The sequence below is a fragment of the Actinoallomurus bryophytorum genome (genome assembly GCF_006716425.1).
In the GTDB taxonomy this organism is placed as follows: Bacteria; Actinomycetota; Actinomycetes; order Streptosporangiales; family Streptosporangiaceae; genus Actinoallomurus; species Actinoallomurus bryophytorum.
Genome location: NZ_VFOZ01000001.1, coordinates 5349661 through 5373553 on the forward strand (window position 1 = coordinate 5349661; position 23893 = coordinate 5373553).

Consider the following 23893-nt stretch of genomic DNA (forward strand, 5'->3'; position numbering starts at 1 on the left):
GATCTATTTGATCACGCTACGGGTCTGTCCCAGCACCGCGACCCGGCCTAATGTCGCGTAGGGGCCCATGAGGGGAGGGGAGCACGCATGCCCGGACCATCCCCGGATGCGAATCTGGCGGAGGTGCTCAGCCGGTGGACGGACGCCTTCGGCTGGGCGGATCGGGTGGCGTTCCTGTGCGGCGATGACCTTTACACGCATGGCGAGGTGCACCGCGGCGCGGCCCGCGTCGCGTCGTTGCTCCTTTCCCGCGGCATCGGGCCGGGGGACCGCGTGGTGATCGCGCTGCCCGGCTCGATGGAGTTCGTCTGGGCGTTCCTCGGCACCGTGCGCATCGGCGCCGTCGCGATGCTCGCCGACCCGGAGGCGGCCGAGCTGCCGCCGGCGAGCCTGGTGGTGCGCGCGCCGGGCCGGCGGCCGGGCGACCTCACGCCCGCCGAGCTGGCCGCCGCGATGCCCGCGGCGCGAGCCGCCCCGCCGTATCCGGTCCGCCCCGACACTCCCGCGTACGGGCAGTACACCGCGATGTACGCCCACGGGGACCCGGAGCAGGCCTACCTGGCGATGGAGTCCTTCGGCCTGCGGGAGAACGACGTGCTCTTCTCGGTGCCGAAGACCTACGACCCCGTCGGCCTCCGCAACACGATCTTCCTGCCGCTCTTCTCCGGGGCCAGCGCCGTGCTCGACTCCGGGCAGCGTTCGATCCGGGTGGTGGCCGAGCGCGTACGCCGCCATCGGGCCAGCGTCCTGCTCTCCACGTCGGCGTTCTTCACCCGCCTGGCCGCCGAGGGACCACGGGGCACGTTCGAACCCCTGCGGATCGCCGTCTCGAACGGAGCCACGCCACCACCGAGCCGGATCGAGCAGTGGCTCGGCTGCCCGGTGGTGACGCCCTAGCCTCCGGCGATGAGCGGGTTCAGCGACGCCAGGACTCTGCGGATTCTCAAGGCGGCGAACTCGGGCAGGTGGTCGCGGTCAGCCAGACCGAAGGTTCGACCGCGAGGACGTAGCGGCCGGGGGCTCGTAGGACCCCGTGCCCGCCCCGACGTTCAGTACGGTCCGTGCGTCGCCGAGCGCGGCCCAGGACCGCGCGGTGAGACGGGGCTCGGTGCGTCGCGTCACGGTGCAGGTGGCTCCGATGGTGTCGTACAACGGCGCGCTGGACACTGACACCGCCTTTCCGCCAGGTCACCACCATGTCCTGTCATGCCGATTATCTGGTGTTCACCGGGTAGCTCTCCGGTGTTTCATTCGTATGCCTTGGCCATGGCGTGGAAGGACCGTTTGGGGGCGAGACTGCCGTCGGGCATGAGTTTGCATACCCCGTAGGAGGCCATGTCGAGATCGAAACGCGGATCCGTGCGATGTGGGAACTCGTAGCCGGCGAAGGTGAGCCAGAAGGCGGTGTCCACACCTTCCTTCTCGAAGACTGCCATCATCTCGCGCAGATAGCGGGCCTGTTCCTCCTCGTCGCGGACGTAGTTGCCGTCGAGGCGAGGCGGATCGGCTTCGTAGTCGACGATGGCCCAGCCGAAACCGCCGCGCTCAGCCGCGCCTCGGTACGTGCAGCAGCCGAACTCGGTCGCCGCGAGCGGCTTACCGTGCCGGAGGTATTCACGCAGGCCCTGGCGGAAAGCGTCGCTGGCGTCGCCGTAGGCGTCGACGCTCACGATGTCGAAGGGCGCCCAATCGACCTGTTCCCATGTTCCGGCGGCGTAAGTGACCTTGCCGCGGAACCGTTCGCGCACCGTCGCCGCGATGTCGGCCAGAACGGCGTCCAACCGGGCAGCGATCTCGGCGAGCCGGGCCGATGCCTCGGTCGCGTCGGGGTTGTCGCTGGCCACGGCATTGATCCTTGCGAAGGTGTCCTCTCCGGGGAGGAAACCGGCGGCGAACAGGCTCAACTCGCAGCCCGCGACGAAGACATCTGCTCCCACTTCCTGGGCGCGGTCCGCGCAGTCGGCGAAGTACGGCACCAACTCCCTTGCGGACAGTTCGCAAGGGAACGGGGAGAACCAGACCTCCAGCCCAGCGTCGGCGGCGTGCCCGGCGGCGAGCGCCAGCCGCGCGGGGTCGCCGCCGGTGATCCGCACGGCATCGCAGTGCAGATCGTCGGCGATGACCCGGATCTCCCGCCGCACGGCCTCAGCGTCGAAGACGGGCCGCGAACTCCGCCCACCGGGAGTGAAGCCGGTGTCGTAATTGATGCCCTTGGCACGCATGTCATCGCTCCTCACCAGGTCACCGCAAGCGCGGTCACTCTCAAATATCGGCTCTTCGCGCAGTGGAACGGATCCAGGGGTGTCCGGCCCCGTCCGCTCGGCACGCGTCCGTGGCCGCTCGACGGCGGTCTCAGCCATGGTGTTACCTCGCCTGTCAATGGGAGACCGCCGAGTGCCGTCGTCCGGCTACCGGATCCGAACGTTAGGTAAGACGCGAAACACCGGTCAACGACGCCTCTCCCGGATTTGCATCGTTTTCGCTGCTCGGTGCCACTATTGGTGATTGCAATGACGATGCCGGATAATGCAACACCGAGGTCACCCGTTGCAACGGCTGACGACTGGCTCGCATACTGGCGTCCAGACAACCGAAGCCGAGGAGCCGGCCGGATGCCAGGACGCAGGCTGACCAGAGCCGACCGGCAGCAGATCGCCGAAGGCTTGGCGCAGGGCCTGGACTACGCCGGGATCGCCCGCCGCCTGGGCCGTCCCACCTCGACGGTGAGCCGCGAGGTCGCACGCAACGGCGGGCCAGGCCGCTACCGCGCGGACCTGGCCCAGCTCGCCAGCACCCACCGCGCCCGACGCAGCCCCCGCCCGCCGGCAGCCCCGCAACAGGCCAGCGAGCGCAGCGGCCCCGACCCCGGCGCGGCAGCCACATTCATTGCAGACCTCACCGCGGCCATCATCGAGACCGGCATGCCGCGCACCGCCGCCAGCGTGATGGCCTGCCTGTTCACCTCCGAGACCGGCAGCTACACCGCCGCCGAACTGGCGCAGCACCTGCAAGTCAGCGCGGCAACAATCTCGCACGCGGTCGGCCTGCTACAACAGCACGGGCTGATCCGCCGCGGCCGCGACAGCCAAAGCCGGCGCCACAGGTACTTCCTCGACGAAAACGCGGGCCTTCGCTCCGCGGTGGTCGGCGTCCGCGCCAACCAGCAACTCGCCACCACCGCCCTGCGCGGCGCCGACATCTTCGGAACCGACACCGCTGTCGGAACCCGGCTCGCCACCGCGGGCCGATTCCTCGAACAACTCGGCAACGACATCCTCCGTGCCGCAGAAAAGCACTGGCGCGCCACCACACCCACCGAGCCCAAGCACACGCAGACAACCCACTCAACGACAACACGATGAACGCCGCCATACACTGACCCTTTTTAATCCGCGCGCGGAGCAGCGGTGATCACGGCCTGACCGCAGTCCGCCTCTGGGGATCCTGCGCGAACCGGTCACACGCCAAGCTCCGCGGGCCCGGCGAACGCGCGAATGTCCAGATCAAGACCTGGAGACTCCTCCGCAAGCTGTGTTGCAGCCCCGGCAAAGCCGGCCACTCGTCAAGACCATCGCTGTCCTACAGAGCTACGAGGTCACCCGAGGATGAAAAAGGGTCATCGTCCCCGCACCGGCCAGGGCGGTCTAGGCCCGTTTGATCGTCGCGAGCCAGGCCGGTGCGCCGTTCTCGTCGTGGTACCTCGTCCGTACCCGGTCCGGTTCGATGGCGGCGACGTTCCATCCGCTGCCGGGGTTGAACGCCGCTCTCAGGTCGTCCCGGCTGATCGGGTGCGGGCCGGTGTCGGGACCGTCGTCGCTGAAGCACAGCACGTAAAGGGTTCCGCCGTGCTCGGTCACCGACGCCAGGCTCACCGCGTACCGGGATCGCTCGTCGCCCTCGAAGGAGTGGAACAGCCCGCAGTCCAGCACCGTGTCGAACCTGCGTTCCAACCGCGAGAGCTGGAACGCGTCGGCGGCGGCGAACGTGACCTCGATCCCACGGTCCTCGGCCTTCTTCCGAGCGGCCGCCAGTGCCGTCTCGGCCACGTCGAAGCCCAGCACCGGCAGGCCCAGGGAGGCGACGTGGAGCGTGTTGTCGCCGCTCCCGCAACCCGCGTCGAGCACCGTTCCGGCGAACACGCCTTCGTACACCAGCCGCGCTATCGCGGGCTGCGGCCCGCCGATCTCCCAGGGCGCGGGGCCGTCGTGGTACGACGCGTCCCAGGGCTTCCCACTCATCCGTTCGTGCTGGGTCGGCTGCCGGCCACCGAACGGATCGCCGGCAAGGATTCGTTCCGACATCTTCATCCCCTGACTGTGACCGGGCTCAGCTTCCGGCGCCCGCGTACGTGCCGAAGCTCCAGAAGACCCCTTCGGGGTCGCGGACGGTGAAGCCCAGACCGTACGACTCCTCCTGCGGCGCCCTGACGACGGTCGCGCCCGCCGCGACGGCGCGCTTGAACAGGGTCGCGGGGTCGTCCGTCACGACGTAGACCGAGCCGGTGCCGGCCGGCAGGCCGGAGATGGAGCTGTCCTCGCGTGAGGCGCTGCCGAGCATGACGCCACCTCCCGTAGGCCAGCGGAGCTCGGCGTGGTCGACGCGATCGCCGGTCTCGTAGACGGCGACGCGTTCGAACCCGAACGCGTCGATGAGAAAGCGGATCGCGGCGTGGGCGTCGGAGTAGCGGATCGAGGGCCAGATCCTGGTATCGCTCATGGCCCTATCGTCGCTAAGGCTCCACCTCCTCGTCTTGGATGAATGGGAGGTCGTCGCCGGTCAGCCAGACCGACGGCGGACATCCGATGAAGGAGTTCCACTCGCGCGCCAGATGGGCCTGGTCGTAGTAGCCGCACGCCGCCGCGACGGCGGCCAGTGCGGGCCGTTCGCGCCGCGTCAGCAGGAGCTTCGACCGCTCGAAGCGCATGACGCGCGCCGCCTCCTTGGGGCTCAGGCCGTACTCCGCGGTGAAGCGCTCGCCGAGGTGCCGGCGGCTCCAGCCGACCTCGCGTGCGAGGTCGTCGATGCGGACGCGGCCACCGCGTGAGGTCAGGAGCCGCCACGCGTGGCCCAGCTCGGCCGAAGGCGCCGGCAGCCGGCCGAGGTCGCGAGACAGCACCTCGTTGAGGATGGCGAAGCGGGCGGGCCACGAGTGTGCCTCGCCCATGCGCTCGATGAGCTCGCCCATGCGCGTGTGGGCGAGCCCGTCGAGCGGGACGATCGTGGACGCGAGCTCGCCGGCGGGCATGCCGAGCAGCGACCTCGCGCCGTCGGGAGTGAGCGAGAGCTGGACGCCGTACTGGCTGCCGTCGTGCTCGATCAGCGCGGCCCGGGTGTGCATCCCGCCCAGGAGCGCGGCGAACTCGGCCGGCGCCTGCCGCGGGTCGGGCATGACCGTCGTACGGGTCGGCGCGCCGAGGCTGATGACGATCGTGAGGTACGGCGACGGGAGGCCGTGGTGGGTGCCCGGCGGCAGGCCCTCGTAGCGGTAGCCCGAGTAGTGCGCGACGAACGGCGCCAGGTGCGCCGGCGGCGTCACCTCGGCCCGCTCCATGATGAGCCCGGTACCGCTCATGCGCCCACGGTAGCCGTGGAGGGTGACATCCGGCACGTATCGGCAGGGCCCTGGTCTCCGTAGACTGTCCCGCGACGGCGAGGGAAGGAACCCGGTGCGATTCCGGGGCTGTCCCGCAACTGTGATCAGGTAGCGAGCCCGCGCATACGGCCACGGCGGCGAGCTGGAAGGCCGCGGGTGGTGGTACCGGTCCCCACGAGGGGGTCCGGGCCGCCGTGCGATGACCTGAGAGTCAGGAGACTTCCCGCCGTCCGCGATAGGCACCCGGCCCGGGGCGAGGACCCCCGAGGGAAGGACTCACACGTGCGCGTCTTGCTGCTCTCCACCGCCGACACCGAGCTCTTGTCGGCTCGTTCGGCCGGTTACGCGACCGGTAACCCGGCCCGCCTCGGCGTCGCCGACCTGGACGCGCTGTGCGAGGGCGTCGACGCCGTGGTCCTGCGGCTCCTCGGCGGCCTCAGCACCTGGCGCGAGGGCGTCGAGGACCTGCGGCGACGTGGCCTGCCACTCGTCGCGCTGGGCGGCGAGGCGAGCCCGGACGCCGAGCTGATGGCCCTGTCCACCGTGCCGTCCGGCGTCGCCACCGAGGCCCTGGACTACCTGCGCGAGGGCGGCGTCGGCAACCTGCGCGAGCTGGCGCGCTTCCTGGCCGGGATGCTGTCACCCGGCGACGAGGAGCCCTGGGCGCCGCCGCAGGCGATGCCCGCGTACGGCGTGCACGGCGACCCCGTCGTACGCGAGGGGCGGCCGACCGTGGGCGTGGTCTTCTACCGCGCCCACGAGCTGTCCGGCAACACCGCGTTCGTCGACACCCTCTGCGAGCGGATCGAGGCGGCGGGCGGCAACGCCCTGCCGGTCTTCTGCGGCTCGCTGCGCGCCGCCGACGAGGGCCTGATGGAGCTCCTCGGCCGCGCCGACACCGTCGTGGTCACGGTGCTCGCGGCAGGTGCGTCGGCCGAGGACGGCTGGGACGCGGGCGCCCTGGCCACTCTGGACGTCCCGGTCATCCAGGGAATGTGCCTGACCACGTCGCGGGAGGTCTGGGACGCCTCGGACGCGGCGCTGTCACCGATGGACGCGGCCATGCAGGTCGCCATCCCCGAGTTCGACGGCCGCCTGATCTCGGTGCCGTTCTCCTTCAAGGAGGAGGGCCCCGACGGCATCCCGGTGTACGCCGCCGACCCCGAACGCGCCGCCCGCGTCGCCGGCATCGCCGTACGCCACGCGCGGCTGCGGCACACGCCGCCCGCCGACCGGAAGCTGGCGATCGTGCTGTCGTCGTACCCGACCAAGCACGCACGCGTCGGCAACGCGGTCGGCCTGGACACGCCGGTCTCGGCGGTACGCCTGCTGGCGGCGCTGAAGGAGGCCGGCTACCAGGTCGGCGACCATCCGACCGACGGCGACAAGCTCATCCACACACTGATCGCGGCGGGCGGTCACGACGTGGAGTGGCTGACCGAGGAGCAGTTGCGCGCCGCGCCCGCGCGGGTGCCGCTGGCGGACTACGAGCGATGGTTCGCGGCGCTGCCGGACTCCCTGCGCGAGGGCGTACGGCGGCACTGGGGCGAGCCGCCGGGCGAGCTGTACACCGATGGCGACGACATCGTGCTGGCGTCGCTGCGCTTCGGCAACGTGCTGCTGATGATCCAGCCGCCGCGCGGGTTCGGCGAGAACCCGGTCGCGATCTACCACGACCCCGACCTGCCGCCCTCGCACCACTACCTGGCCGCCTACCGCTGGCTCGACGGGACCTTCGGCGCCGACGCCGTCGTCCACCTCGGCAAGCACGGCACTCTCGAATGGCTGCCCGGAAAGGGCCTCGGCCTGTCCGCGGAGTGCGCCCCCGACGCGGTCCTCGGCGACCTGCCGCTCGTCTACCCGTTCATCGTCAACGACCCGGGCGAGGGCACCCAGGCCAAGCGCCGCGGGCACGCGACCATCGTGGACCACATGGTGCCGCCGATGGCGCGCGCCGACACGTACGGGGACCTGGCCAAGCTCGAACAGCTCCTGGACGAGTACGCCACGGTGCAGGCGCTCGACCCGACCAAGTTGCCCGCCGTGCGCGCGCAGATCTGGACCCTGATCGAGGCCGCCCAGCTGCACCACGACCTGCACATCGACGACCAGCCCGACGCGACCGCGTTCGACGAGTTCGTCCTGCACGTCGACGGCTACCTGTGCGAGATCAAGGACGTGCAGATCCGGGACGGGCTGCACATCCTCGGCGACGCGCCCGATCCCGAACAGCGGGTCAACCTCGTCCTCGCGGTGCTGCGGGCCACCCAGGTCTGGGCCGGGCGGCACGGCGCGCTGCCGGGCCTGCGTGCGGCCATCGCCGCGCGGTACGGCCTGGACGAGAAGACCCTGCTCGCCACCCCCGGAGCGGAGGCGAACGCGGGCGGGCTCGCCGAGATCGCCGATGGCCCGGCGCGTACCGCCTCCGACGTGATCGACCTGCTCGAGGCCGTCGCGCGGCGGCTCGTCGTCGGCATGGAGACGCTCGGCTGGGACGCATCTAAGGCACCGGCCGTCTGCGCCGAGGTGCTCGGGTCGGCGGTGCCGGAGGTCGAACGCCTGCTGGAGTTCGCGGCCGACGAGGTGGTGCCGCGCCTGGCGGCGACGTCCGGCGAGATCGACGCGGTACTCCACGCCCTCGACGGCGGGTACGTCCCGGCGGGACCGTCCGGCTCGCCGACGCGCGGCCTCGTCAACGTCCTGCCGACCGGCCGTAACTTCTACTCCGTGGACCCGAAGGCGATCCCGTCCCGCAACTCCTGGGACGTCGGGGTCTCCCTCGCCGACTCACTCCTCCAGCGCCACCTCGCCGACACCGGCGAGTACCCGCGCAGCGTCGGCCTCACCGTCTGGGGCACCTCGGCGATGCGCACCCAGGGCGACGACATCGCCGAGGTGCTCGCGCTGATCGGCGTACGCCCGGTCTGGGACGAGGCGTCCCGGCGCGTGACCGGTTTTGAGATCATCGCCCGCGAGGAACTCGGACGTCCGCGCGTCGACGTGACGCTGCGCATCTCCGGCTTCTTCCGTGACGCGTTCCCGCACGTCATCTCGCTCATGGACGACGCGATCGCGGCCGTCGCCGAGCTCGACGAGCCGGACAACCACCTGCGGGCGCACGCGCTGGAGGACGCGGCCCAGCACGGCGACTGGCGTCGTGCGACGAGCCGGATCTTCGGCTCCAAACCGGGCGCGTACGGCGCCGGCCTGCTGCCGCTGATCGACTCGCGCAACTGGCGCGACGACGGCGACCTCGCCGAGGTGTACGCCGTGTGGGGCGGCTACGCGTACGGCCGCGGGTTGGACGGCCGCGAGGCACGTACGGACATGGAGGCGGCGTTCCGTCGCATCGCGGTCGCGGCCAAGAATCAGGACACCCGCGAGCACGACATCGTCGACTCCGACGACTACTTCCAGTACCACGGCGGCATGGTCGCCATGGTCCGCACGCTGACCGGCCGCAGCCCCGCCGCGTACGTCGGCGACTCCGCGCTCCCGGACCAGGTCAAGACGCGGACGCTCGGCGAGGAGACCCACCGGGTGTTCCGTGCCCGCGTCGTGAACCCGCGCTGGATCGCCGCGATGCGCCGCCACGGGTACAAGGGCGCCTTCGAGCTGGCCGCGACCGTCGACTACCTGTTCGGCTACGACGCGACGGCGGGCGTGGTCGACGACTGGATGTACGAGAAGCTCGCCGAGGAGTACGTCTTCGACGCCGAGAACCGTGAGTTCATGGAGCGGTCGAACCCCTGGGCGCTGCGCGGCATCACCGAACGCCTCCTGGAGGCCGCCGACCGCGAGCTGTGGGCCGAGCCCGACCCGGAGACCCTCGACCGGCTCAAGCAGACCTACCTTCAGCTGGAGGGCGACCTCGAAGCGGGCGAGTGAGAGCTGAGCCGTGGGCGCGAGGTGACGGGCGGCGAGAGGTCAGCGGGTCAGGGCACCGCCGTCGACGGGCAGCAGCACGCGGTGAATGTAGGACGCCTCGTCGCCGGCGAGGAAGACCACGGCATCGGCGATCTCCGCCGCGGTGCCGGGGCGCCGGGCGGGGTAGCTGCTCGCGGTCAGCTGTTCCCATATCGGCATCTGCGCCGTGTTCAGCTCGGTGGCGGTCGGACCGGGCACGATGGCGTTGACCCGCACGCCCTTGGGGCCGAGCTGAGCCGCCAGATCCACCGCCTTGAACAGCAACTGGGCACCCGTCTGCTGGACCGCACGCCTCGGGGCAGCCGTCTGACCCCGGTGGGCGAAGTCTTCCTGCCGCTCGCCGAGACGCTGCTGGACCGCCGTGTGGACGCGGTGGTGGCACGCATGCCGTTCGCGACGGACCACCTGCACGTCACCGTCCTCCACGACGAGCCTCGCGTGGTGGTGCTGTCACGCGAGCACCGCCTGGCAGGCAAGGAGTCGGTCACGCTGGACGACATCGCCGACGAGCCCCTGCCCCGGGTGCGCAGATCCGACCCGATCTGGAGCGCCTTCTGGCGTGTCGACCCTCGGCCCGACGGACGCCGCGCGCCCGACGGCCCCCTTGTCGAGGCCGTCGAGGACACGTACGAGATCATCGCTGCCGGGCAGGCCGTGGCCATCTCGACCGGTGACGCCGGCCATCTGCGTCCCGACCTGACCACCGTCCCGCTGGAGGGCCCGATACCCCGTCATTCTCTTAGGACGCTGGGCATCAGTTGGAGGGCGACCTCGAATCCGGCGAGTGGGCCGCTCTCTCCAGGATGGCTCGGGATTCGGTGACCGAGTAAGCGTGGCCCCGGAGCAGGTCGAAGCGCATCACGCAGCTTTTCACGGCGGAAGGCGTGTCGAACAGGCTGCCCAGTCCGGCGGATTCGATGTAGACGACATCGCTGTCGCCGTCGAATCCTAAAACGGTGAAACTCCCGGAGTGCGCCGGCGGGTAATCGGTGTCGTGCGCCAGCACCTGGAGGCATATTTCGGGCCGCTCGGTGAGCCGCAGCAGATGGGCGAACCGGCCTTCGCGCGGTCCTTCTGCTCGCCATAACGCCTCTTCGTCGATGACGAGGAACACGTGCGGCGGATTCGGGCGGTCGAGAACACCCGCGTCGTCGCCGGTAAGGAAGAGCACAGGGACGAAGCGCGACTCGAAGATACGGATCGTGGTGGCGCTCCGCTCCAGCTCCACGTACTTGGAGAAGCCGGCCGGTGACATCCCCAGGCGGCGCGCGTCCTTGATGAGATGCCAGAGTTCGAGGAACAGCCCGTCGATTTTGAAGTACGTGTCGAGGTCCTGGGCGAACGTCTTGGACGGGATGTTTCTCGCGCTCTCGATCTGGCCGATGAACTGCGGGCTGTAACCCAGCGTCTCCCCGAATTCCTTCTGGGTGAGTTCGGCGGCGTCCCGCATCTTCTTCAGCATGATCCCGAACGCCCGTATCGCCGGGGCGTCATAGGGATCGCTTTGCGCCGGCATGTGAAATGGGACTCCTGTCCGTATATGTCGCATCGTCGAATGGCGTTCTTTCGTGGACCAGCATCACCGGCGCGCCATTGTGTGTCACTATTCCCAGGAATTTCTGGAACTTCCCCGCCCAGGAGCCTGTGCCGATGAACATCAACGAGTCCCCCGACCCGCGATCGTCGCTGTGGGCGTTCATGGCCTACCTGCTGCGGTTTCACCGGATGCAGCAAGGTGCGTCGGGCGGCGCGCTGGCCGACCTGCTCAACTGCGCGCGCTCGTCGATTTCCCGACTGGAGAACGCCGAGGCGAAGCTCACCGACGCCCAGGCCGCCCAGGTGGACGAGGCGTGGAGGACGGGCGGCCTGTTCGGCGTGCTGCTGTACTACGCGCGCCTCGGCCACGACCCCAACTGGTTCAAGTCCTTCACCGAGGCGGAGGTCCGCGCCTCCGTGATGAAGATCTACGCCGGACAACTGGTACCTGCCCTGCTCCAGACGCCCGAGTACGCCAGGGCTGTCCTGACGGCCGGTCGATGGCCGGACGTGGAGGGTGCCGTGAATGCGCGGATGACCCGGCAGAACCTGCTGACGAGGAAGGACCCGCCCGACGTGTGGGTCTTACTCGCGGAGACCGCTCTGCTGGTTCATGTCGGTGGCAAGGAGGTCATGCGAGATCAGCTCGCTCGGCTGCTGGAACTCTCGGAGTTGCCGAACGTGACCCTGCGAGTGGTTCCCAACACCGCAGGTGCCAACTTCGGTCTGGACGGCCCCTTCAAGATCGTGACGCTCAAGGAGGGGATGGTGGCCTACGTCGAGGCGCTCAACGGGGGCAGACTGGTACCGGAGGCGTCCGAGGTGGCCGGACTCGAGACGAGGTTCGAACGGATCGGGGCCGTGGCAGAGCCCCTAGACTCCTCTCGCCGTCTGATCCAGGAACTGATGGAGACCTTCAGATGACCTCCCCGGCATGGCGAAAGAGCAGTTGGACGAGTGATGGCACGCAGGGCGACTGCGTGGAAGTGGCGGAGTTGCCGAGCGACTGGTCAGGCGTGCAGGGCCTGGTCAGCGGGGCCGCTGGTGAAGCGTGTGAAGCGGACGGTCAGGCCCTCGCGCGTCGGTGAGCAGCAGAACGGTCCGGCCGCCGCGGTGGCATCCGGGTCGAGGGGCGCCAGCCGTACCATCCGCCAGGGTTCGTCCTCGCAGCGTGCCCGTACCGTCACCGCGTCGCCGGCCCGGCTCGCGCGTACGGTGACCCGGCGCCCGGCCCACTCCGGCACGGGCGCCACCGACCAGTCCGACCGTCCGTGGGTGACGACGGCGCCGAGCTGGGGAAGGCCGTCGCTGAGCTCGATCCCGGCCTTGATCCAGGTCTGCGCGTCCACCCGGATCATGAGTCCGGCCTGGTCGAACAGCTCGTCGAAGTTCGCCACGAAGCCGACCTCGACCGCGGACCCGGACGGGAACGCGGTGAGCAGCGCGTGCCCGTCGTCGTGGACGAAGCCGTAGCTCGTCGTACGCCAGAAGTCGCTGTCCCGCCGCGTGGTCACCAGCAGCGCGTCGCCGTCCTCCTCCGCATGCAACGGCGGGTTGAGCCACGCCGCGGCGGACCATTCGATGACGCTCTGCTCGTCCATGTTTCCCCTCGATGCCGGGTGCTCGTGTGGCCGTGGTCTCCGCACAGGCGGACCGCTAAGGACCGGCTTTCTCCAGCGTTTCCTTCATCTCCTGTGCACCCCGCTCGATCCGGGCGCGGGCTCCCTCGGCGCTGGTGTGCGGCAGGATGTCGGTGATCCAGACGAGCCGGCTGCGTCGCTCACCTTCGCCGATGACCTGGAACGTGGCGTGATGGTAGGTGACGCCCCGCGCGCCCTCGACCACCGCGTACGCGAGCCGCCGTGTCTCGTCGTCGATGTCGACGATCAGCTCGCGGACCGTACGGCCGTCCGGGTAGACCAGGGTTCTGATGTCGCCGTCGATGTGCGCGGCAGAGACACGCCCCGGCAGCAGACGCTCGTGTACGGCGCCCACGTCGCGGATCGCGGCCCATACGGTCTCGGGGCTCGAGTCGATCAGGATTTCGTGGTGGATGGAGGCGATCTCGGTCTCCTGTCAGAGTGCGGGCGGCGGGGGTGTGGCCAGGCTTTGGAAGCACGGGCGCAGCAGGTCGATGATCTGCTCGGGCGAGGCGTCCGCGAGGTGCGTGAGGCGCAGCAGGTATCGCTCGGCGATCACGCCGTGGACGATCGCGCTCAGCAGGCTGGCGCGCAGGTCGGCGTCGGGCGTCGGTATCGCCTCGGTGAGATGGTCGAGCTGAGGCTCCGCGGCGGCCCGGTAGCGATCGGCGGCGTCGGCGTTCGTGAGCATCGAGCGCAGCACCGCCAGGGAGGCCGTCGGCTCGCCGGTCAGGCGCCTGCCCAGCGACGTGAGCAGCGCCTCGGCCACCTCGTCCGAGGTGCCGCCGGGCAACTCGTCGGCGGGAACCTCGGTGGCACGGGCGAAGAGCAGATCCTTGCTGACGAAGTAGTGCATGACCAGACCGGCGTCGACACCGGCGGCCGACGCCACGGCGCGGATCGTGGTCCGGTCGTAGCCGAGCTCGGCGAAGATCTGGCGGGCCGCGGCGAGAATGCGTTCCTCGGTCTGGCGGCGCCGCTGCGCCCGGGTCGGGCGGGCGCTCGATTCGGTCACGTCTTCATTCTACGGCCGTTGACCGACGCTCTCCTTCGTTCTACGGTCGTTCAATCAACGAGCGTTCAACGAAAAGGGGAGTGGCGATGACCGCCACGGCACGCGAAGTCGTCGAGCAGGTCCTGCGCGCGGGCCGCGAGATGGACACCGAAACGTTCGTGAACCTGATCGACCCGGACGGTCACATCGAGTGGCCGTACCGGCCGGCCGGCGTCCCGGGCCGCATCGAGGGCCGCGAGCGGATCCGGGAGTTCCTGACCGCCCAGGCCAAGGGCTTCGTCAGGTTCGAGGAGTACCGCAACACGGTGATCCACGAGACCACCGACCCGGAGGTGGTGATCGTCGAGTACGACGCCCACGGCACCGTGATCGCCTCAGGCGCGCCCTTGCACCAGACCATCATCGCCGTACTCCGGATCAGGGACGGCCTGGTCGTCTCGTACCGCGACTACCTCAACCCACTGGTACTGGCCGAAGCCCTGGCAAGCGCCGGGAACGCCTAGTAAGGCGATCCCTTCAGGTGGGGCGCGCGTCGGACGGCGTCAGGCGCGCCCGCCGCGTCTCCAGGAAGGTTCGTTCGGTGTCGTTCGTGGCCAGGGCGATCGCCTCGTCGTAGGCGGCGACGGCATCGGCGGTACGGCCGAGGCGGATGAGCAGGTCCGCGCGGGTGGCGGGCAGCAGGTGGTAGCCCGGCAGGTCCAGCTCATCGACGATGGCCAGCGCCGGCGCCGGTCCGTGTACCTCGGCGACGGCGACCGCGCGGTTGAGCGCCACGATCGGGGACGGGGTGTGCCGCAACAACTGGTCGTAGAGCGCCAGCACCTGCGCCCAGTCGGTGGCCGGCCCGTCCGTGTGCACGGCGTTGATCGCGGCCTGCAACTGGTACGGCCCCGGTCGGTCGCGGCGCAGGCACCGCCGTACCAGCTCATGCCCTTGCGCGATCAGTTCCCGGTCCCACAGCGACCGGTCCTGCTCCGGGAGCACCACGAGTTCCCCCGATGGCCCCACCCGCGCGGGCCGCCGGGCTTCGGTGAGCAGGAGCAGGGCCAGCAGCCCGAGCACCTCCGGCTCGTCGGGCATCAGCTCGGCGAGCGCCCGCGCCAGGCGTACGGCCTCCCGGCACAGGTCCGTCCGCAGCAGCTCGCCCGACGTGGACGTGTATCCCTCGTTGAAGATCAGGTAGAGCACGGTGAGCACCGGTGTCAGCCGATCGGGGAGCTCGGCGGCGTCGGGCACCCGGTAGGGGATACCGGCGTCGCGGATCTTCTTCTTCGCCCGGACGATCCGCTGGGATACGGTCGCCTCCGGCACCAGGTAGGCCCGCGCGATCTCCGTCACCTCCAGCCCGCCGAGCAGGCGCAGGGTGAGCGCGGTCTGCGCGAGCGGCGACAGCGCCGGATGGCAGCAGGTGAAGATCATGCGGAGCTGGTCGTCGCGCACGGGTCCTACCTCCTGCGGCTCGTCGGGTTGCTGCAGCAGCAGGGCCTGCGCGTGGCGGGCCTGGCGGGTGGATTCGCGGCGCAGGCGGTCGATCGCCCGGTTGCGGGCGGTGGTCACGATCCATGCACCGGGATTGGGCGGCGTCTCGTCCCATTTCTGGAGGGCCACCGCGAACGCGTCCTGTACGGCCTCCTCGGCGAGCCCGATGTCACCGAGGAGACGCGTCAGCGTGGCCACGCACCGGCCGTACTCGGTCCGGTAGACGCCGTCCAGATCCATCCGTGCTCATTCCCCTTCGTCGTCGAACGGGCGTACCTCGATCGGGGACCCGCAGGCCAGTGCGCATTTGTCGGCCCAGGCCAGCGCCTGGTCCAGGTCCTCGCACCGGATCACCCAGAACCCGCCGAGCTGCTCCTTCGTCTCGGCGAACGGGCCGTCGGTCATCGTGGTCGTCCCGTCGCCGGGGCGGACGACCGTGGTGGCGGAGGAGGGCAGCAGGCCGCCGCCGAACACCCACGAACCGGCGGCCCGTATCTCGTCGTTGACCTTGGTCGTACGGCCCCGCTGCGCCCGATCCGCCTCGGCCGGCCACGGCGCGCTTTCGTCGTACTGGACGGCGAGCAGGTACTGCTTCATGGCGAACTCCCTGGGGTCAGGCGGACAGGCGGCGGGTGATGGCCGGGATGACGATCGCGGCGGCGAGCAGATGCGTTGACATGAGCAGCATCTTGGTGGCTCCGGCTGCGTCCGCGGCCAGGTCGGGTATCAGTGACAGCGCGGTGAGGGTGATCGTGGTGCGGACGAAGACGGTGCGCGGGCGGTGGACCGTACGGGCCAGGATCAGGGCCAGGGCCAGGCCGACCGTGGAGAAGATGACGGTCAGTACGGCGAACCCGGACACCGGGATCGGCCCGCCGCCGACGACCAGGCTGATCCCCGCGGCCTTACCCACCGCGGCCAGGGTCGCGGTCGCCGCGGCGGCGAGGGCCGCCGCGGTCAGGCCACCGGCGATCAGCGACTTGGCAGGGGCGGCGGTGGCGGTGGCGGTCGTCGTGGTGGCGGTCGGGGTGGTGGTGACGGACATGGTGAGCCTCCGGTGAGCGGCGACCGGCCCGTTGCCGGCCTCTCACCTTGGCTACGAACGGACCCGGCCCCATTCGACACCACCACGAAAAAAATCAGAAGACGTACGCGCCCCGACCGGGTCCGAGGCGACAAGACCTCCGGCATCACCCCCGTGATCCCCGAGCCGTCACATGAGCGATCCTCAGCAGTACACGTGCACCATGGTGGCCAGGTTGGTGTTGTCCAGCGTCCGCTGCGTCCACGGCGCGGTGTAGTCCCATGTGCCATTCTGGTAGTAAACAGAGAATCCATTGCCGTTGGCGATGGTGTAATCGTAATAGTCGTGGATCGGGTTGTCGCCGCAGTGTTCCACGTTCCACCAGGGGTTGGCCACGCTGGCCCTGAGCCTCAGACAGGCGCGCCCAGCGTCACAGCCATAAGAAAAGTACATGGGGCGGGCGGGAGACGCCATGGGCGCCTTGACCGCCGACGCGGCCTGGGCGGGGACCGCGAACAATCCGATCGTGGAAGCGACCACGGTGGCGCAGGTAAGAGCTTTTCCGAGGCGATTGTGCATGCCGGTGATTCCCTCCGGTTGTGGGCGTGACAAACCGCGCACGGTTGTGCGGGATTTGCCGTGCGAGCCCTTGTTTCGCCCGGACGTTACCGCGTGGCCGAGACCGCGATCGAACCCTACGGAGAATTTCGAAACGTCCCAGTGCCGGAGCGGCGGGTAACGAAAGCCTTTGTGCCCGACATGGGTGGGAGGTCGCGAATCGCGACCATTTCACGGATCGAATAACACCGGCTGCCCGGTGGCCGAGACGGGCAAAGGGCGCCACGAGGCGCCGGCCGCGTCATCCCCCTCGTGGTGCTGGAGCGGGTCGTGCCCGTACGCTGATCCGCCATGGACGAACAGGATGTTCTGGGCGCGGACTACGAGTCGATCCGCCTGACCTTCGAGGACGACGCCGAAGGCGAGGTCGTGGCGACGCTGGTGCGGCGGCGCGCGCCGGGGCGCAAGGCCGTGCTGTACGTCCACGGCTTCGTCGACTACTTCTTCCAGGCCCACCTCGCCGACTTCTACGTCGAACGCGGATACAGCTTCTACGCGCTCGACCTGCGCAAGTACGGCCGTTCGCTGCTGCCGCACCAGACCCCGAACTTCGCGCGCAGCATGTCGGACTACTTCCCGGAGATCGACGAGGCGGTGCGCCTCATCCGCGAGGAGAACGACGTACTGCTCCTCAACGGGCACTCGACCGGCGGTCTGATCGCGGCTCTGTGGGCGGACCGGGTCAAGGGCCAGGGACTGGTCGACGGGCTGTTCCTCAACAGCCCGTTCCTGGAGCTGAACGTCCCGGCGCCCGTGCGTGCGCTCGTCGGGCCGCTCGTACGCGCCGCGGCCAAGGTACGTCCGACCATGGTGTTCCCCACCGGGGTGTCGGAGTCGTACGTGCGGAGCATCCACCGCGACCATGACGGCGAGTGGGACTTCGACCTGGCCTGGAAGCCGGCGAGAGGGTTCCCGGTACGCCTGGGCTGGCTGTCGGCGGTCATGCGGGCACACCGGCAGACGCACACCGGGCTGGCGATCGACGTGCCCGTCCTGGTGATGGCCTCGGCCCGTACCGCACGGGGCAAGAACGGCGACGTGAACGGCGCCGACGTCGTACTCGACGTCGACGACATCGCACGGTGGTCGACGCGGCTGGGTCCCCACGTGACCTGCGTGCGCGTCGACGGTGGCCTGCACGACCTGGCGCTGTCCGCGGAGCCGGTACGGAAGAAGTTCTTCACGGAGCTGGACCGCTGGATGACGGCCTACATGTGAGTCAGAACTCTCGTGGTCCGGCCGCCTGGCTGACGGTGAAGATGTGCCGGCTCGCGGCGCAGACCGACTCCGACATGTGCACGGGGGTGTCGTCGCCGGAGTAGGAGGCCCGCAGCACCTGAACGGCCCACTCGCCCGGCTCGAGCTCGAGGGCGTCGGTCTCCGAACGCGTGGCCGGCCGGGCCACCAGGGTCTCCTCGGCATGTCCGAACGTGTGACCCAGGCTTTCCAGGCACTCCTGCATCGAGGGCTTGATCAGCTCCTGCCGCTCGACGCAGGTGCCGGCGAACAGGTCGGCGCGAAAGTAGGACGTGACCAGGCGTACGGGCACCTCGTCCGCGAAGATCATGCGCCGGCGGACCACGACCTCGTCGCCGGTCTGGATGCGCAGGCACGTCGCGACGTGCTCGCTGGACGGCTCGGCGCCGACGTAGAGCATGCGGATGCCGGGGCGCAGGCCCTGTCTCTCGGCCGCGGTGACCGGCCCGTTCATGCTGGTCGCGCTGGGCAGCGCGCGGTGCACGATGACCTGCGGTCTCGGCTCGGCCGGTGACTGCGGAGCGCGGGACGCCGGCCCCTTGCGCATCTGGGAGATGCGCCCGGGGGACACGCCCAGGACGTTGGCGATCTCTTCGAGCCGGTGGCCGGTCTCGCGGGCCTCGGCGATCGCCTGGCGCCGCATCCGGGCCGCCTCCTCGACCAGGCTCTGTTGCTCGGTCATGGCCCGGCCCAGCGCGCAGGCGCGCTCGATCGGGTCGGCGATCGTGGCGATCTCATGGAGGGTATTGAGGTTCACTGCGTCGGCACTCCGATGTTCGAGACGAACTCGACCCCCTGTTGCATGGTCACACATTGTGGTCGTATGCTCACAGCATAGTTGCTTTATGCCCCCTAAAGCCGCCCCCGAGAGGGTTTACAGCCATGCGCGAAACAGCGTTCGGCCATGCCGATGGTCGTGATATAGGCGAAACAGGCCACCGTGACCGGACTACGCCCGCCCGTGGGCCCGCCGGCGGGTCCGTGCTCGGCTCGATCACTCTTCCGCGTCGCGCCGCCGAGGTCGCGTCGGCGCGCAGGTTCGTGGCCAAGACGCTGGGCGACCGTCCCGAGACCGCCACCGCACTGCTGCTGACCAGCGAGGCGGTCACCAACTCCGTGATCCACACCGACGGCCCGACCGTCACGGTCGTGGTCATCGAGATCCCCACCGGCCTGCGATTAGAGATCACCGACGGCGGCGCGGCCACGGTCCCCACCATTCATGGCGGCTGCGACCTGCGGGAGGACAGGCGCGGTGTGTTCCTGCTGCGGCAGCTCTCCGCCCGCTGCGGCTTCAATGCCGACGAGAGCGGCCTCACCTACTGGTTCGAGCTGTGAGGGCAACGCAGGACCCGACGATCAGGCGCTACCCACCACCGCTTACGAGCCGGTCTTCGAGTAACGCCGCTGAGACGAACCTGAACGCCGCCCTCCGACCCCGGCCCGCTGGGGGCGTGCGGGCGGAGCCCCCACGTCGGGGGTCCGGGGGTCGCCCCCCGGGCGGACACCATGTCAGCCGATCGAGGACACGTCGAAGTTGTCGAAGAGCGCCTGCGTGTTGCCGCCGCTTCCGCCGTTGTCCAACCTGGCCATCAGGCCGACGTTGCCGGCCGGCAGCGGACCGTCCCGGTCGGTCGCCTCCGCGGCGAGGTCGCCGTTGATCCAGAAGCGCAGGCGGATCTTGCCGCCGTCCTGCTCGCACGCGGCCTGAAGACGGTTCTTCTTCCCCTTGTCGAACCCGGCGGCGGACGGCTTCCGCGCGAGCTCCGTCGACCCCTTCGCCCCGGCCTCCTTGCGGATCAACGCGCCCTGCCCGTCGGCCCGTACGAGGAAGTCGTAGGAGGAGGACTGGCTGCCGCTCCCGTTACCGCGGCAGTACACCGCGACCTGGCCGTACGGCGGGCCGGCCTTGACCGTCGCGTCGGTGCTGATCAGGGTGCGGTCCGGCACGTTTCCCACGATCGGGGCCTTCTGCCACCGCACGGGCGTGATGTCGCCCGCGTCGATGCGGTAGCCACCTTGGGAGTACCCGCTGCCGGAGATCCAGGTCGACCCGGACCAGCCGCTGCTGGTGTTGGAGAAGTCGTCGGAGAAGAGCGTGGTGGTCTTGCTCGGCGGGCCGCCAGGGCCGCGCAACAGCAGGAACGCGCTGACGCCGACGACCAGCACGACGGCGAGTCCGGCGGCGGCGAGCACCGGCGGCCTCCGGAACGCGGCCGGCGGCCCGCCGCCGCGCCGGTCGCGGGCGGGGCCTGGCGGCAGGGCCTGCGTGGGCGGCGCGTCCGGTGTCGTCCACCGGCCGCTCGGCACGGCCCAGGTGCGGCCGACCGTGTCGGCGGCCTCGGCGGGCTTCGCGTGGGGCCGTCCGGTGAGCAGGTCGAGCAGTTCCTGCGCGGACGGGCGTTTGGCCGGGTCCTTGTCCAGCGAGCGGGCGACGAGGTCCCGCAGGCCCTCGTCCAGCCCGTCCAAGGCCGGCTCGCCGTGGGAGATCTGGTAGAGCACGGAGGGCACGGTCGGCCCGTCGAACGCCGCCCGGCCGGTCCCGGCGAAGGCGACGACGCAGGCCCAGGCGAAGACGTCGGAGGCGGGCGACGCCGTGTCTCCCGAGATCAGCTCGGGCGCCATGTAGGCCGGGGTGCCGATGAACTGCCCCGTACGCGTCGCGCCGGAGACCGTGTCCAGAGCGCGGGCGATGCCGAAGTCGATCACGCGGGGCCCGACGGATGACAGCAGGACGTTCGCGGGCTTGAGGTCGCGGTGGATCACCCCGGCGCCGTGGATGGCGGTCAGGGCCGTCGCGACGCCCACGGCCAGATGCTCCAGGTTGGACCCGCGCATCGGCCCGCTGGTGGTCACGAACTCATCGAGGTCGGCGCCGTCGACGAATTCCGTGACGATGAACAGCGGCTCGCCGTCGAGCTGCGCGTCGAGCACCGGCGCGGTGCAGAACCTCCGGACCCGCCGGGCCGACTCGACCTCACGACGGAACCGGTCGCGGAACATCTCGTCGTCGGCCAGATCCGGGCTGATCACCTTGACCGCGGCCCGCTCGCCACCCTCGTTCTCGGCGAGATAGACGATTCCCATTCCGCCACGCCCGAGGCGGCCGACGATCCGGTAGGCCCCGAGCTGCTGCGGATCGCTGGGCCGCAACGGGCCGATCACGTGATTACCGGTCACAACCGTCCGACCCTCCTGTGTCAACGAAGGCTCAGACTAGTGGGACGACCCGCATGGTTCCGTAATTGATCAACCGATGTCGACCAGCGCCGGGGCGAGGTGTTCCAACTGGTCCACACCGGCGGCGAAATCGGTGCCGATCGGCGGCAGCAGCGTCACGTGATCCGCGCCCGTGGCGAGATGCTCGGCCACCTTGTCCGCGATCGCGACCGGGTTACCGTGGGCGACGACCGCGTCCACCAGCCGGTCGCTCACCTCGGCGATGTCCTGCCGGGAGTACCCCAGCCGGGTCAGGGCGGCCGCGTACGACGGCTGCCAGAGGCGGGCCGACACGGTCTCACGCGCGGTCGCCCTGGCCCGTTCGCGGTCGGTGTCCAGGATGACGGACAGCCCCCTGACCAGCAGCTTGTCCGGGCCGAGCACCTGCCTGGCGTGCGCGGTGAACTCCGGAGGCAGCACGGCGGGCCAGCGGGCTGCCGAGCTCCCGCCCGGTGCCGGCCGCCTGCTGCGGGTGGCCCACCCCCAGCCTTTCCTCCCGCTCGCCACGGCCGTACTCCGTTCCGCCGGCCAAGCCGCGGCGCGCACCCTGCACCTGGCCTGGAACGAACCACGCGCCGCTCTGCTGGACCATCGTGTGGACGCGGTGGTGGCACGGCTGCCGTTTCCCACCGACCACCTGCACGTCACGGTCCTCTACGAGGTCCCGACCTCACCACGATCCCGCTGGAGGGCGTCGAGCCCTGTCACGTCGTACTGGCCACCCGCGCCGGCGATCACGGCCGTCTCGTCACGGCCTTCCGCAGGTACGCGCAGGCGCACCTGGGGCGTGTCTGACGTGGCCCGTGGTCCTGCGGGATGCCGGCCTAGGGTGGCGGCGTGACGGAGACGAAGGCCACGGGCTACGACGGCCTGTCGTCGTGCCGGGTCCCGGAGGCCGAGCTGCGGACGTTCCTGCTCGACTGCTTTGAGATCGCCGAGCGTGAGCTGTTCGTCGGCCATGAAGATCGACTCGTCGAGAAGCTGAAGGACGTCCCGCAGGACCGGGTGTTCGCCGCGTTCTGCACCTACCGGCAGGTCTCCGGCCACTTCGCGATGGGTTTCGGCGTCGGCATCGAGGGCCGGCTGGCCGACCGGGTCGGCCGCCGGGAGTTCGCCGAACGCTTCGCGGCTCACTTCGGCGCGTACGTGCTGTACGGCGACACCGAACCGCCCGGACTGTGGACGGTGATCCTGGCCGACGGCACGCGCCTCCGGGCCGCGATGGACGAGGAAGACGACCGGTACGTGCTCGACGCGGTCACGGCGCCGGTTCCGGGGCTGCCCGGGGTCCGCGTGAGCGAGGACCTGTGGCGACTTCGATGACCGGCCCGGTCGTTCAGCCCCGTCACAGCAGGCTCTCAAGGCGTGTTCAGTCCCTGCCACGGGCCGAAGGCGGGCCGGCACGTGTCTCGATTGCCGCGTAATGTTCGGTCGCGGGCGGCCATCACCCATGATGGTGGGATGGTAAGACCTGAAAACATCCAGCTATCACTGACTGGGCCCGCGAGCCACCTGATCGAAGTCCCGCCCGGACAAGGCAGCCTCAGCATCGGGCCGGTCGTGCCCGGTGCGGCCGAGCCGGATGTGGTCGTCGGACCCGATGACGTGCTCGACTGGACCGCCTTCGACGCGTTCCCCCGGTCCGCCGGCTATCACTGGCCGCGGGAACTCCGCTACCAGGGCAACGACGTCGGGTTTCTCGCCTGGTCCCACCGGCGCCGGATCGAGCAGTTCCACTGGGTCCCGACGACCCTCGTGACCGCCGACGCCGGCGTGGCTCGTATCGATCATCTCACCGTCACACTGCGTGGCGCGGGGCTGAAGATCGTGCTGCCGCCGGCGGCGAGTACCTTCACCGCGAAAGGTGACCTGTCGCGGCTGCGGGCCGAGACGGCGCCCGGCGGCACATGCCCGCACCTGTACTTCTACCCCGACACCAGCACCTCCCGTGACGCCGCGCCCTCGGAGCTGCCGCCGCTGCCCGCCCTCGGCGAGGCCACCTCGGTCTATGTCGGCGTCAAACCGCTGCGGCAGCCCTTCGACTGCGCGAGCCTGCTGCAGTTCCCGCAGCTCACCATGGTGCGGCTGTCCGGCCGGCTCACCAACCTCAAGGCACTCGCCGAGCTGTCCCACCTGCGGCGGGTGCAACTGGTCGACTGCCCCGACCTGACCGGCCTGCCCGCACTGACCACCTGGCCGGAGCTGCGCGACTTCGAGGCCTCCAACATCGACGCCGCCGCAGGCCGGGACCTGCGGCAACAGCTCAAGGACCACCCGTTGCCGCAGGCGTCCGTGGCCGGCCTCCGGGCTGCCGGGTGGTTCGAGCGGGACCAGGCTCTGCCGTTCGGCGCCTGGCCGGCCGCGAGCGCCCGGCGCGCGACCAAGGCGTTCCGTGCCGCCGAAGCCGCCGATGACCCTGAGAAGGGCATTCGCGCGTTCGTCCACGCGATCAACGAGCTGCCGGGCATCGACGCGCTCGAACGCGAGGACGCGGGCGAGGCGGTCATCCTGCTGGCGGCCCGCGCGAAGATCAGCAAAGACCGGGCGCTGAGCTGGTTCGACGCGGACCGCGACTTTTGAGCGTC

The 23893-nt window shown here is 70.1% G+C and carries 26 protein-coding genes, 1 pseudogene and 1 riboswitch; of the genes and pseudogenes, 11 read left to right on the plus strand and 16 right to left on the minus strand.

What is annotated here, in order from left to right; genetic code table 11:
- Positions 1 to 87 precede the first annotated feature (87 nt).
- Positions 88 to 897 carry an AMP-binding protein gene (locus tag FB559_RS25105; protein WP_141958209.1) on the plus strand — a complete coding sequence of 270 codons (810 nt, stop codon included), beginning with the start codon at positions 88 to 90 and terminating at the stop codon, positions 895 to 897.
- 350 nt (positions 898 to 1247) lie between these two features.
- On the opposite strand, the gene FB559_RS25115 is transcribed toward FB559_RS25105, so the two are convergent.
- Positions 1248 to 2222, minus strand: coding sequence for a glycoside hydrolase family 113 protein (locus FB559_RS25115; protein WP_141958211.1), 975 nt, complete (start codon positions 2220 to 2222; stop codon positions 1248 to 1250).
- A gap of 390 nt (positions 2223 to 2612) precedes the next feature.
- Here FB559_RS25115 and FB559_RS45740 point away from each other — a divergent pair, with 390 nt between their 5' ends.
- Positions 2613 to 3362 carry a GbsR/MarR family transcriptional regulator gene (locus FB559_RS45740; protein WP_141958213.1) on the plus strand — a complete coding sequence of 250 codons (750 nt, stop codon included), beginning with the start codon at positions 2613 to 2615 and terminating at the stop codon, positions 3360 to 3362.
- 86 nt (positions 3363 to 3448) lie between these two features.
- Positions 3449 to 3609 (plus strand): annotated as a pseudogene (locus FB559_RS45745) (IS5/IS1182 family transposase); the annotation flags it as partial.
- 35 nt (positions 3610 to 3644) lie between these two features.
- Here the strand turns inward: FB559_RS45745 and FB559_RS25130 are convergent.
- Genes FB559_RS25130 through FB559_RS25140 form a run of 3 tightly spaced genes read right to left on the minus strand, consistent with a single transcriptional unit; the run spans position 3645 to position 5572 of the window.
- A complete protein-coding gene (locus FB559_RS25130; protein WP_221640179.1) occupies positions 3645 to 4301 on the minus strand; it encodes a class I SAM-dependent methyltransferase in 657 nt (218 codons plus the stop codon).
- A 25-nt stretch (positions 4302 to 4326) separates the two neighbouring features.
- Positions 4327 to 4716 (minus strand): VOC family protein, encoded by a 390-nt coding sequence (locus FB559_RS25135; protein ID WP_141958215.1) that lies wholly within the window; start codon positions 4714 to 4716, stop codon positions 4327 to 4329.
- 13 nt (positions 4717 to 4729) lie between these two features.
- Positions 4730 to 5572: a helix-turn-helix domain-containing protein gene (locus tag FB559_RS25140; RefSeq protein WP_221640180.1), complete on the minus strand. Its 843-nt coding sequence runs from the start codon at positions 5570 to 5572 to the stop codon at positions 4730 to 4732.
- A gap of 84 nt (positions 5573 to 5656) precedes the next feature.
- A riboswitch (cobalamin riboswitch) is annotated at positions 5657 to 5815 on the plus strand.
- A 60-nt stretch (positions 5816 to 5875) separates the two neighbouring features.
- Here FB559_RS25140 and cobN point away from each other — a divergent pair.
- Complete coding sequence (gene cobN, locus FB559_RS25145) at positions 5876 to 9481, plus strand: cobaltochelatase subunit CobN (protein WP_141958217.1); 3606 nt, start codon at positions 5876 to 5878, stop codon at positions 9479 to 9481.
- Positions 9482 to 9520: 39 nt separating this feature from the next.
- On the opposite strand, the gene FB559_RS25150 is transcribed toward cobN, so the two are convergent.
- The gene (locus FB559_RS25150) at positions 9521 to 9784 is read right to left on the minus strand and encodes an SDR family oxidoreductase (protein WP_221640564.1); all 264 of its coding nucleotides are present in this window, start codon (positions 9782 to 9784) and stop codon (positions 9521 to 9523) included.
- A 51-nt stretch (positions 9785 to 9835) separates the two neighbouring features.
- Between FB559_RS25150 and FB559_RS25155 the strand changes: the two genes are divergently transcribed.
- Positions 9836 to 10342 carry a LysR substrate-binding domain-containing protein gene (locus FB559_RS25155; RefSeq protein WP_246122563.1) on the plus strand — a complete coding sequence of 169 codons (507 nt, stop codon included), beginning with the start codon at positions 9836 to 9838 and terminating at the stop codon, positions 10340 to 10342.
- On the opposite strand, the gene FB559_RS25160 is transcribed toward FB559_RS25155, so the two are convergent.
- Positions 10275 to 10982 (minus strand): helix-turn-helix domain-containing protein, encoded by a 708-nt coding sequence (locus FB559_RS25160; RefSeq protein WP_185792391.1) that lies wholly within the window; start codon positions 10980 to 10982, stop codon positions 10275 to 10277. The genes FB559_RS25155 and FB559_RS25160 overlap by 68 nt on opposite strands.
- Before the next feature lie 59 nt (positions 10983 to 11041).
- Between FB559_RS25160 and FB559_RS44105 the strand changes: the two genes are divergently transcribed.
- Positions 11042 to 11980: a helix-turn-helix domain-containing protein gene (locus FB559_RS44105; RefSeq protein WP_185792392.1), complete on the plus strand. Its 939-nt coding sequence runs from the start codon at positions 11042 to 11044 to the stop codon at positions 11978 to 11980.
- Positions 11981 to 12066: 86 nt separating this feature from the next.
- On the opposite strand, the gene FB559_RS25170 is transcribed toward FB559_RS44105, so the two are convergent.
- Genes FB559_RS25170 through FB559_RS25180 form a run of 3 tightly spaced genes read right to left on the minus strand, consistent with a single transcriptional unit; the run spans position 12067 to position 13711 of the window.
- A complete protein-coding gene (locus FB559_RS25170) occupies positions 12067 to 12657 on the minus strand; it encodes a DUF1349 domain-containing protein (protein ID WP_141958221.1) in 591 nt (196 codons plus the stop codon).
- Positions 12658 to 12712: 55 nt separating this feature from the next.
- Entirely contained in the window at positions 12713 to 13120 is a 408-nt protein-coding gene (locus FB559_RS25175) for an SRPBCC family protein (protein ID WP_141958223.1), read from the minus strand.
- Between the two features lie 12 nt (positions 13121 to 13132).
- The gene (locus FB559_RS25180) at positions 13133 to 13711 is read right to left on the minus strand and encodes a TetR/AcrR family transcriptional regulator (RefSeq protein WP_141958225.1); all 579 of its coding nucleotides are present in this window, start codon (positions 13709 to 13711) and stop codon (positions 13133 to 13135) included.
- An 86-nt stretch (positions 13712 to 13797) separates the two neighbouring features.
- Here FB559_RS25180 and FB559_RS25185 point away from each other — a divergent pair, with 86 nt between their 5' ends.
- Positions 13798 to 14214, plus strand: a complete 417-nt coding sequence (locus tag FB559_RS25185) for a nuclear transport factor 2 family protein (protein ID WP_141958227.1) — start codon at positions 13798 to 13800, stop codon at positions 14212 to 14214.
- Positions 14215 to 14227: 13 nt separating this feature from the next.
- Here FB559_RS25185 and FB559_RS25190 read toward each other — a convergent pair whose 3' ends face one another.
- The 4 genes from FB559_RS25190 to FB559_RS25205 form a co-directional block, all read right to left on the minus strand.
- A complete protein-coding gene (locus FB559_RS25190) occupies positions 14228 to 15430 on the minus strand; it encodes an RNA polymerase sigma factor (protein WP_141958229.1) in 1203 nt (400 codons plus the stop codon).
- Between the two features lie 6 nt (positions 15431 to 15436).
- The gene (locus FB559_RS25195) at positions 15437 to 15787 is read right to left on the minus strand and encodes a YciI family protein (protein ID WP_141958231.1); all 351 of its coding nucleotides are present in this window, start codon (positions 15785 to 15787) and stop codon (positions 15437 to 15439) included.
- Positions 15788 to 15803: 16 nt separating this feature from the next.
- Complete coding sequence (locus tag FB559_RS25200) at positions 15804 to 16235, minus strand: DUF6069 family protein (protein ID WP_141958233.1); 432 nt, start codon at positions 16233 to 16235, stop codon at positions 15804 to 15806.
- Positions 16236 to 16418: 183 nt separating this feature from the next.
- Positions 16419 to 16793: a hypothetical protein gene (locus FB559_RS25205; RefSeq protein ID WP_141958235.1), complete on the minus strand. Its 375-nt coding sequence runs from the start codon at positions 16791 to 16793 to the stop codon at positions 16419 to 16421.
- A 330-nt stretch (positions 16794 to 17123) separates the two neighbouring features.
- Here FB559_RS25205 and FB559_RS25210 point away from each other — a divergent pair, with 330 nt between their 5' ends.
- A complete protein-coding gene (locus tag FB559_RS25210; RefSeq protein WP_141958237.1) occupies positions 17124 to 18050 on the plus strand; it encodes an alpha/beta hydrolase in 927 nt (308 codons plus the stop codon).
- A gap of 1 nt (position 18051) precedes the next feature.
- On the opposite strand, the gene FB559_RS25215 is transcribed toward FB559_RS25210, so the two are convergent.
- A complete protein-coding gene (locus FB559_RS25215; RefSeq protein ID WP_141958239.1) occupies positions 18052 to 18846 on the minus strand; it encodes a GntR family transcriptional regulator in 795 nt (264 codons plus the stop codon).
- A gap of 224 nt (positions 18847 to 19070) precedes the next feature.
- Here FB559_RS25215 and FB559_RS25220 point away from each other — a divergent pair, with 224 nt between their 5' ends.
- A complete protein-coding gene (locus FB559_RS25220) occupies positions 19071 to 19427 on the plus strand; it encodes an ATP-binding protein (RefSeq protein WP_141958241.1) in 357 nt (118 codons plus the stop codon).
- A gap of 174 nt (positions 19428 to 19601) precedes the next feature.
- On the opposite strand, the gene FB559_RS25225 is transcribed toward FB559_RS25220, so the two are convergent.
- Positions 19602 to 21269: a serine/threonine-protein kinase gene (locus FB559_RS25225; RefSeq protein ID WP_141958243.1), complete on the minus strand. Its 1668-nt coding sequence runs from the start codon at positions 21267 to 21269 to the stop codon at positions 19602 to 19604.
- Positions 21270 to 21338: 69 nt separating this feature from the next.
- Positions 21339 to 21815, minus strand: a complete 477-nt coding sequence (locus FB559_RS25230; protein WP_185792639.1) for an LLM class oxidoreductase — start codon at positions 21813 to 21815, stop codon at positions 21339 to 21341.
- Positions 21816 to 22145: 330 nt separating this feature from the next.
- Here FB559_RS25230 and FB559_RS25240 point away from each other — a divergent pair, with 330 nt between their 5' ends.
- Positions 22146 to 22631, plus strand: coding sequence for a hypothetical protein (locus FB559_RS25240; RefSeq protein WP_141958247.1), 486 nt, complete (start codon positions 22146 to 22148; stop codon positions 22629 to 22631).
- Between the two features lie 138 nt (positions 22632 to 22769).
- Entirely contained in the window at positions 22770 to 23888 is a 1119-nt protein-coding gene (locus FB559_RS25245) for a hypothetical protein (RefSeq protein WP_141958248.1), read from the plus strand.
- Positions 23889 to 23893 lie beyond the last annotated feature (5 nt).

What these genes read in the sequence shown, in the direction of transcription:
- FB559_RS25130 (WP_221640179.1), bottom strand. Translation starts at nt 4,301, where the DNA reads ATGTCGGAACGAATCCTTGCCGGCGATCCGTTCGGTGGCCGGCAGCCG.
- FB559_RS25140 (WP_221640180.1), bottom strand. Translation starts at nt 5,572, where the DNA reads ATGAGCGGTACCGGGCTCATCATGGAGCGGGCCGAGGTGACGCCGCCG.
- FB559_RS45740 (WP_141958213.1), top strand. Translation starts at nt 2,613, where the DNA reads ATGCCAGGACGCAGGCTGACCAGAGCCGACCGGCAGCAGATCGCCGAA.
- FB559_RS25170 (WP_141958221.1), bottom strand. Translation starts at nt 12,657, where the DNA reads ATGGACGAGCAGAGCGTCATCGAATGGTCCGCCGCGGCGTGGCTCAAC.
- FB559_RS25135 (WP_141958215.1), bottom strand. Translation starts at nt 4,716, where the DNA reads ATGAGCGATACCAGGATCTGGCCCTCGATCCGCTACTCCGACGCCCAC.
- FB559_RS25190 (WP_141958229.1), bottom strand. Translation starts at nt 15,430, where the DNA reads ATGGATCTGGACGGCGTCTACCGGACCGAGTACGGCCGGTGCGTGGCC.
- FB559_RS25185 (WP_141958227.1), top strand. Translation starts at nt 13,798, where the DNA reads ATGACCGCCACGGCACGCGAAGTCGTCGAGCAGGTCCTGCGCGCGGGC.
- FB559_RS25210 (WP_141958237.1), top strand. Translation starts at nt 17,124, where the DNA reads ATGGACGAACAGGATGTTCTGGGCGCGGACTACGAGTCGATCCGCCTG.
- FB559_RS25195 (WP_141958231.1), bottom strand. Translation starts at nt 15,787, where the DNA reads ATGAAGCAGTACCTGCTCGCCGTCCAGTACGACGAAAGCGCGCCGTGG.
- FB559_RS44105 (WP_185792392.1), top strand. Translation starts at nt 11,042, where the DNA reads ATGGGACTCCTGTCCGTATATGTCGCATCGTCGAATGGCGTTCTTTCG.
- FB559_RS25200 (WP_141958233.1), bottom strand. Translation starts at nt 16,235, where the DNA reads ATGTCCGTCACCACCACCCCGACCGCCACCACGACGACCGCCACCGCC.
- FB559_RS25160 (WP_185792391.1), bottom strand. Translation starts at nt 10,982, where the DNA reads ATGCTGAAGAAGATGCGGGACGCCGCCGAACTCACCCAGAAGGAATTC.
- FB559_RS25205 (WP_141958235.1), bottom strand. Translation starts at nt 16,793, where the DNA reads ATGCACAATCGCCTCGGAAAAGCTCTTACCTGCGCCACCGTGGTCGCT.
- FB559_RS25245 (WP_141958248.1), top strand. Translation starts at nt 22,770, where the DNA reads ATGGTAAGACCTGAAAACATCCAGCTATCACTGACTGGGCCCGCGAGC.
- FB559_RS25105 (WP_141958209.1), top strand. Translation starts at nt 88, where the DNA reads ATGCCCGGACCATCCCCGGATGCGAATCTGGCGGAGGTGCTCAGCCGG.
- FB559_RS25115 (WP_141958211.1), bottom strand. Translation starts at nt 2,222, where the DNA reads ATGCGTGCCAAGGGCATCAATTACGACACCGGCTTCACTCCCGGTGGG.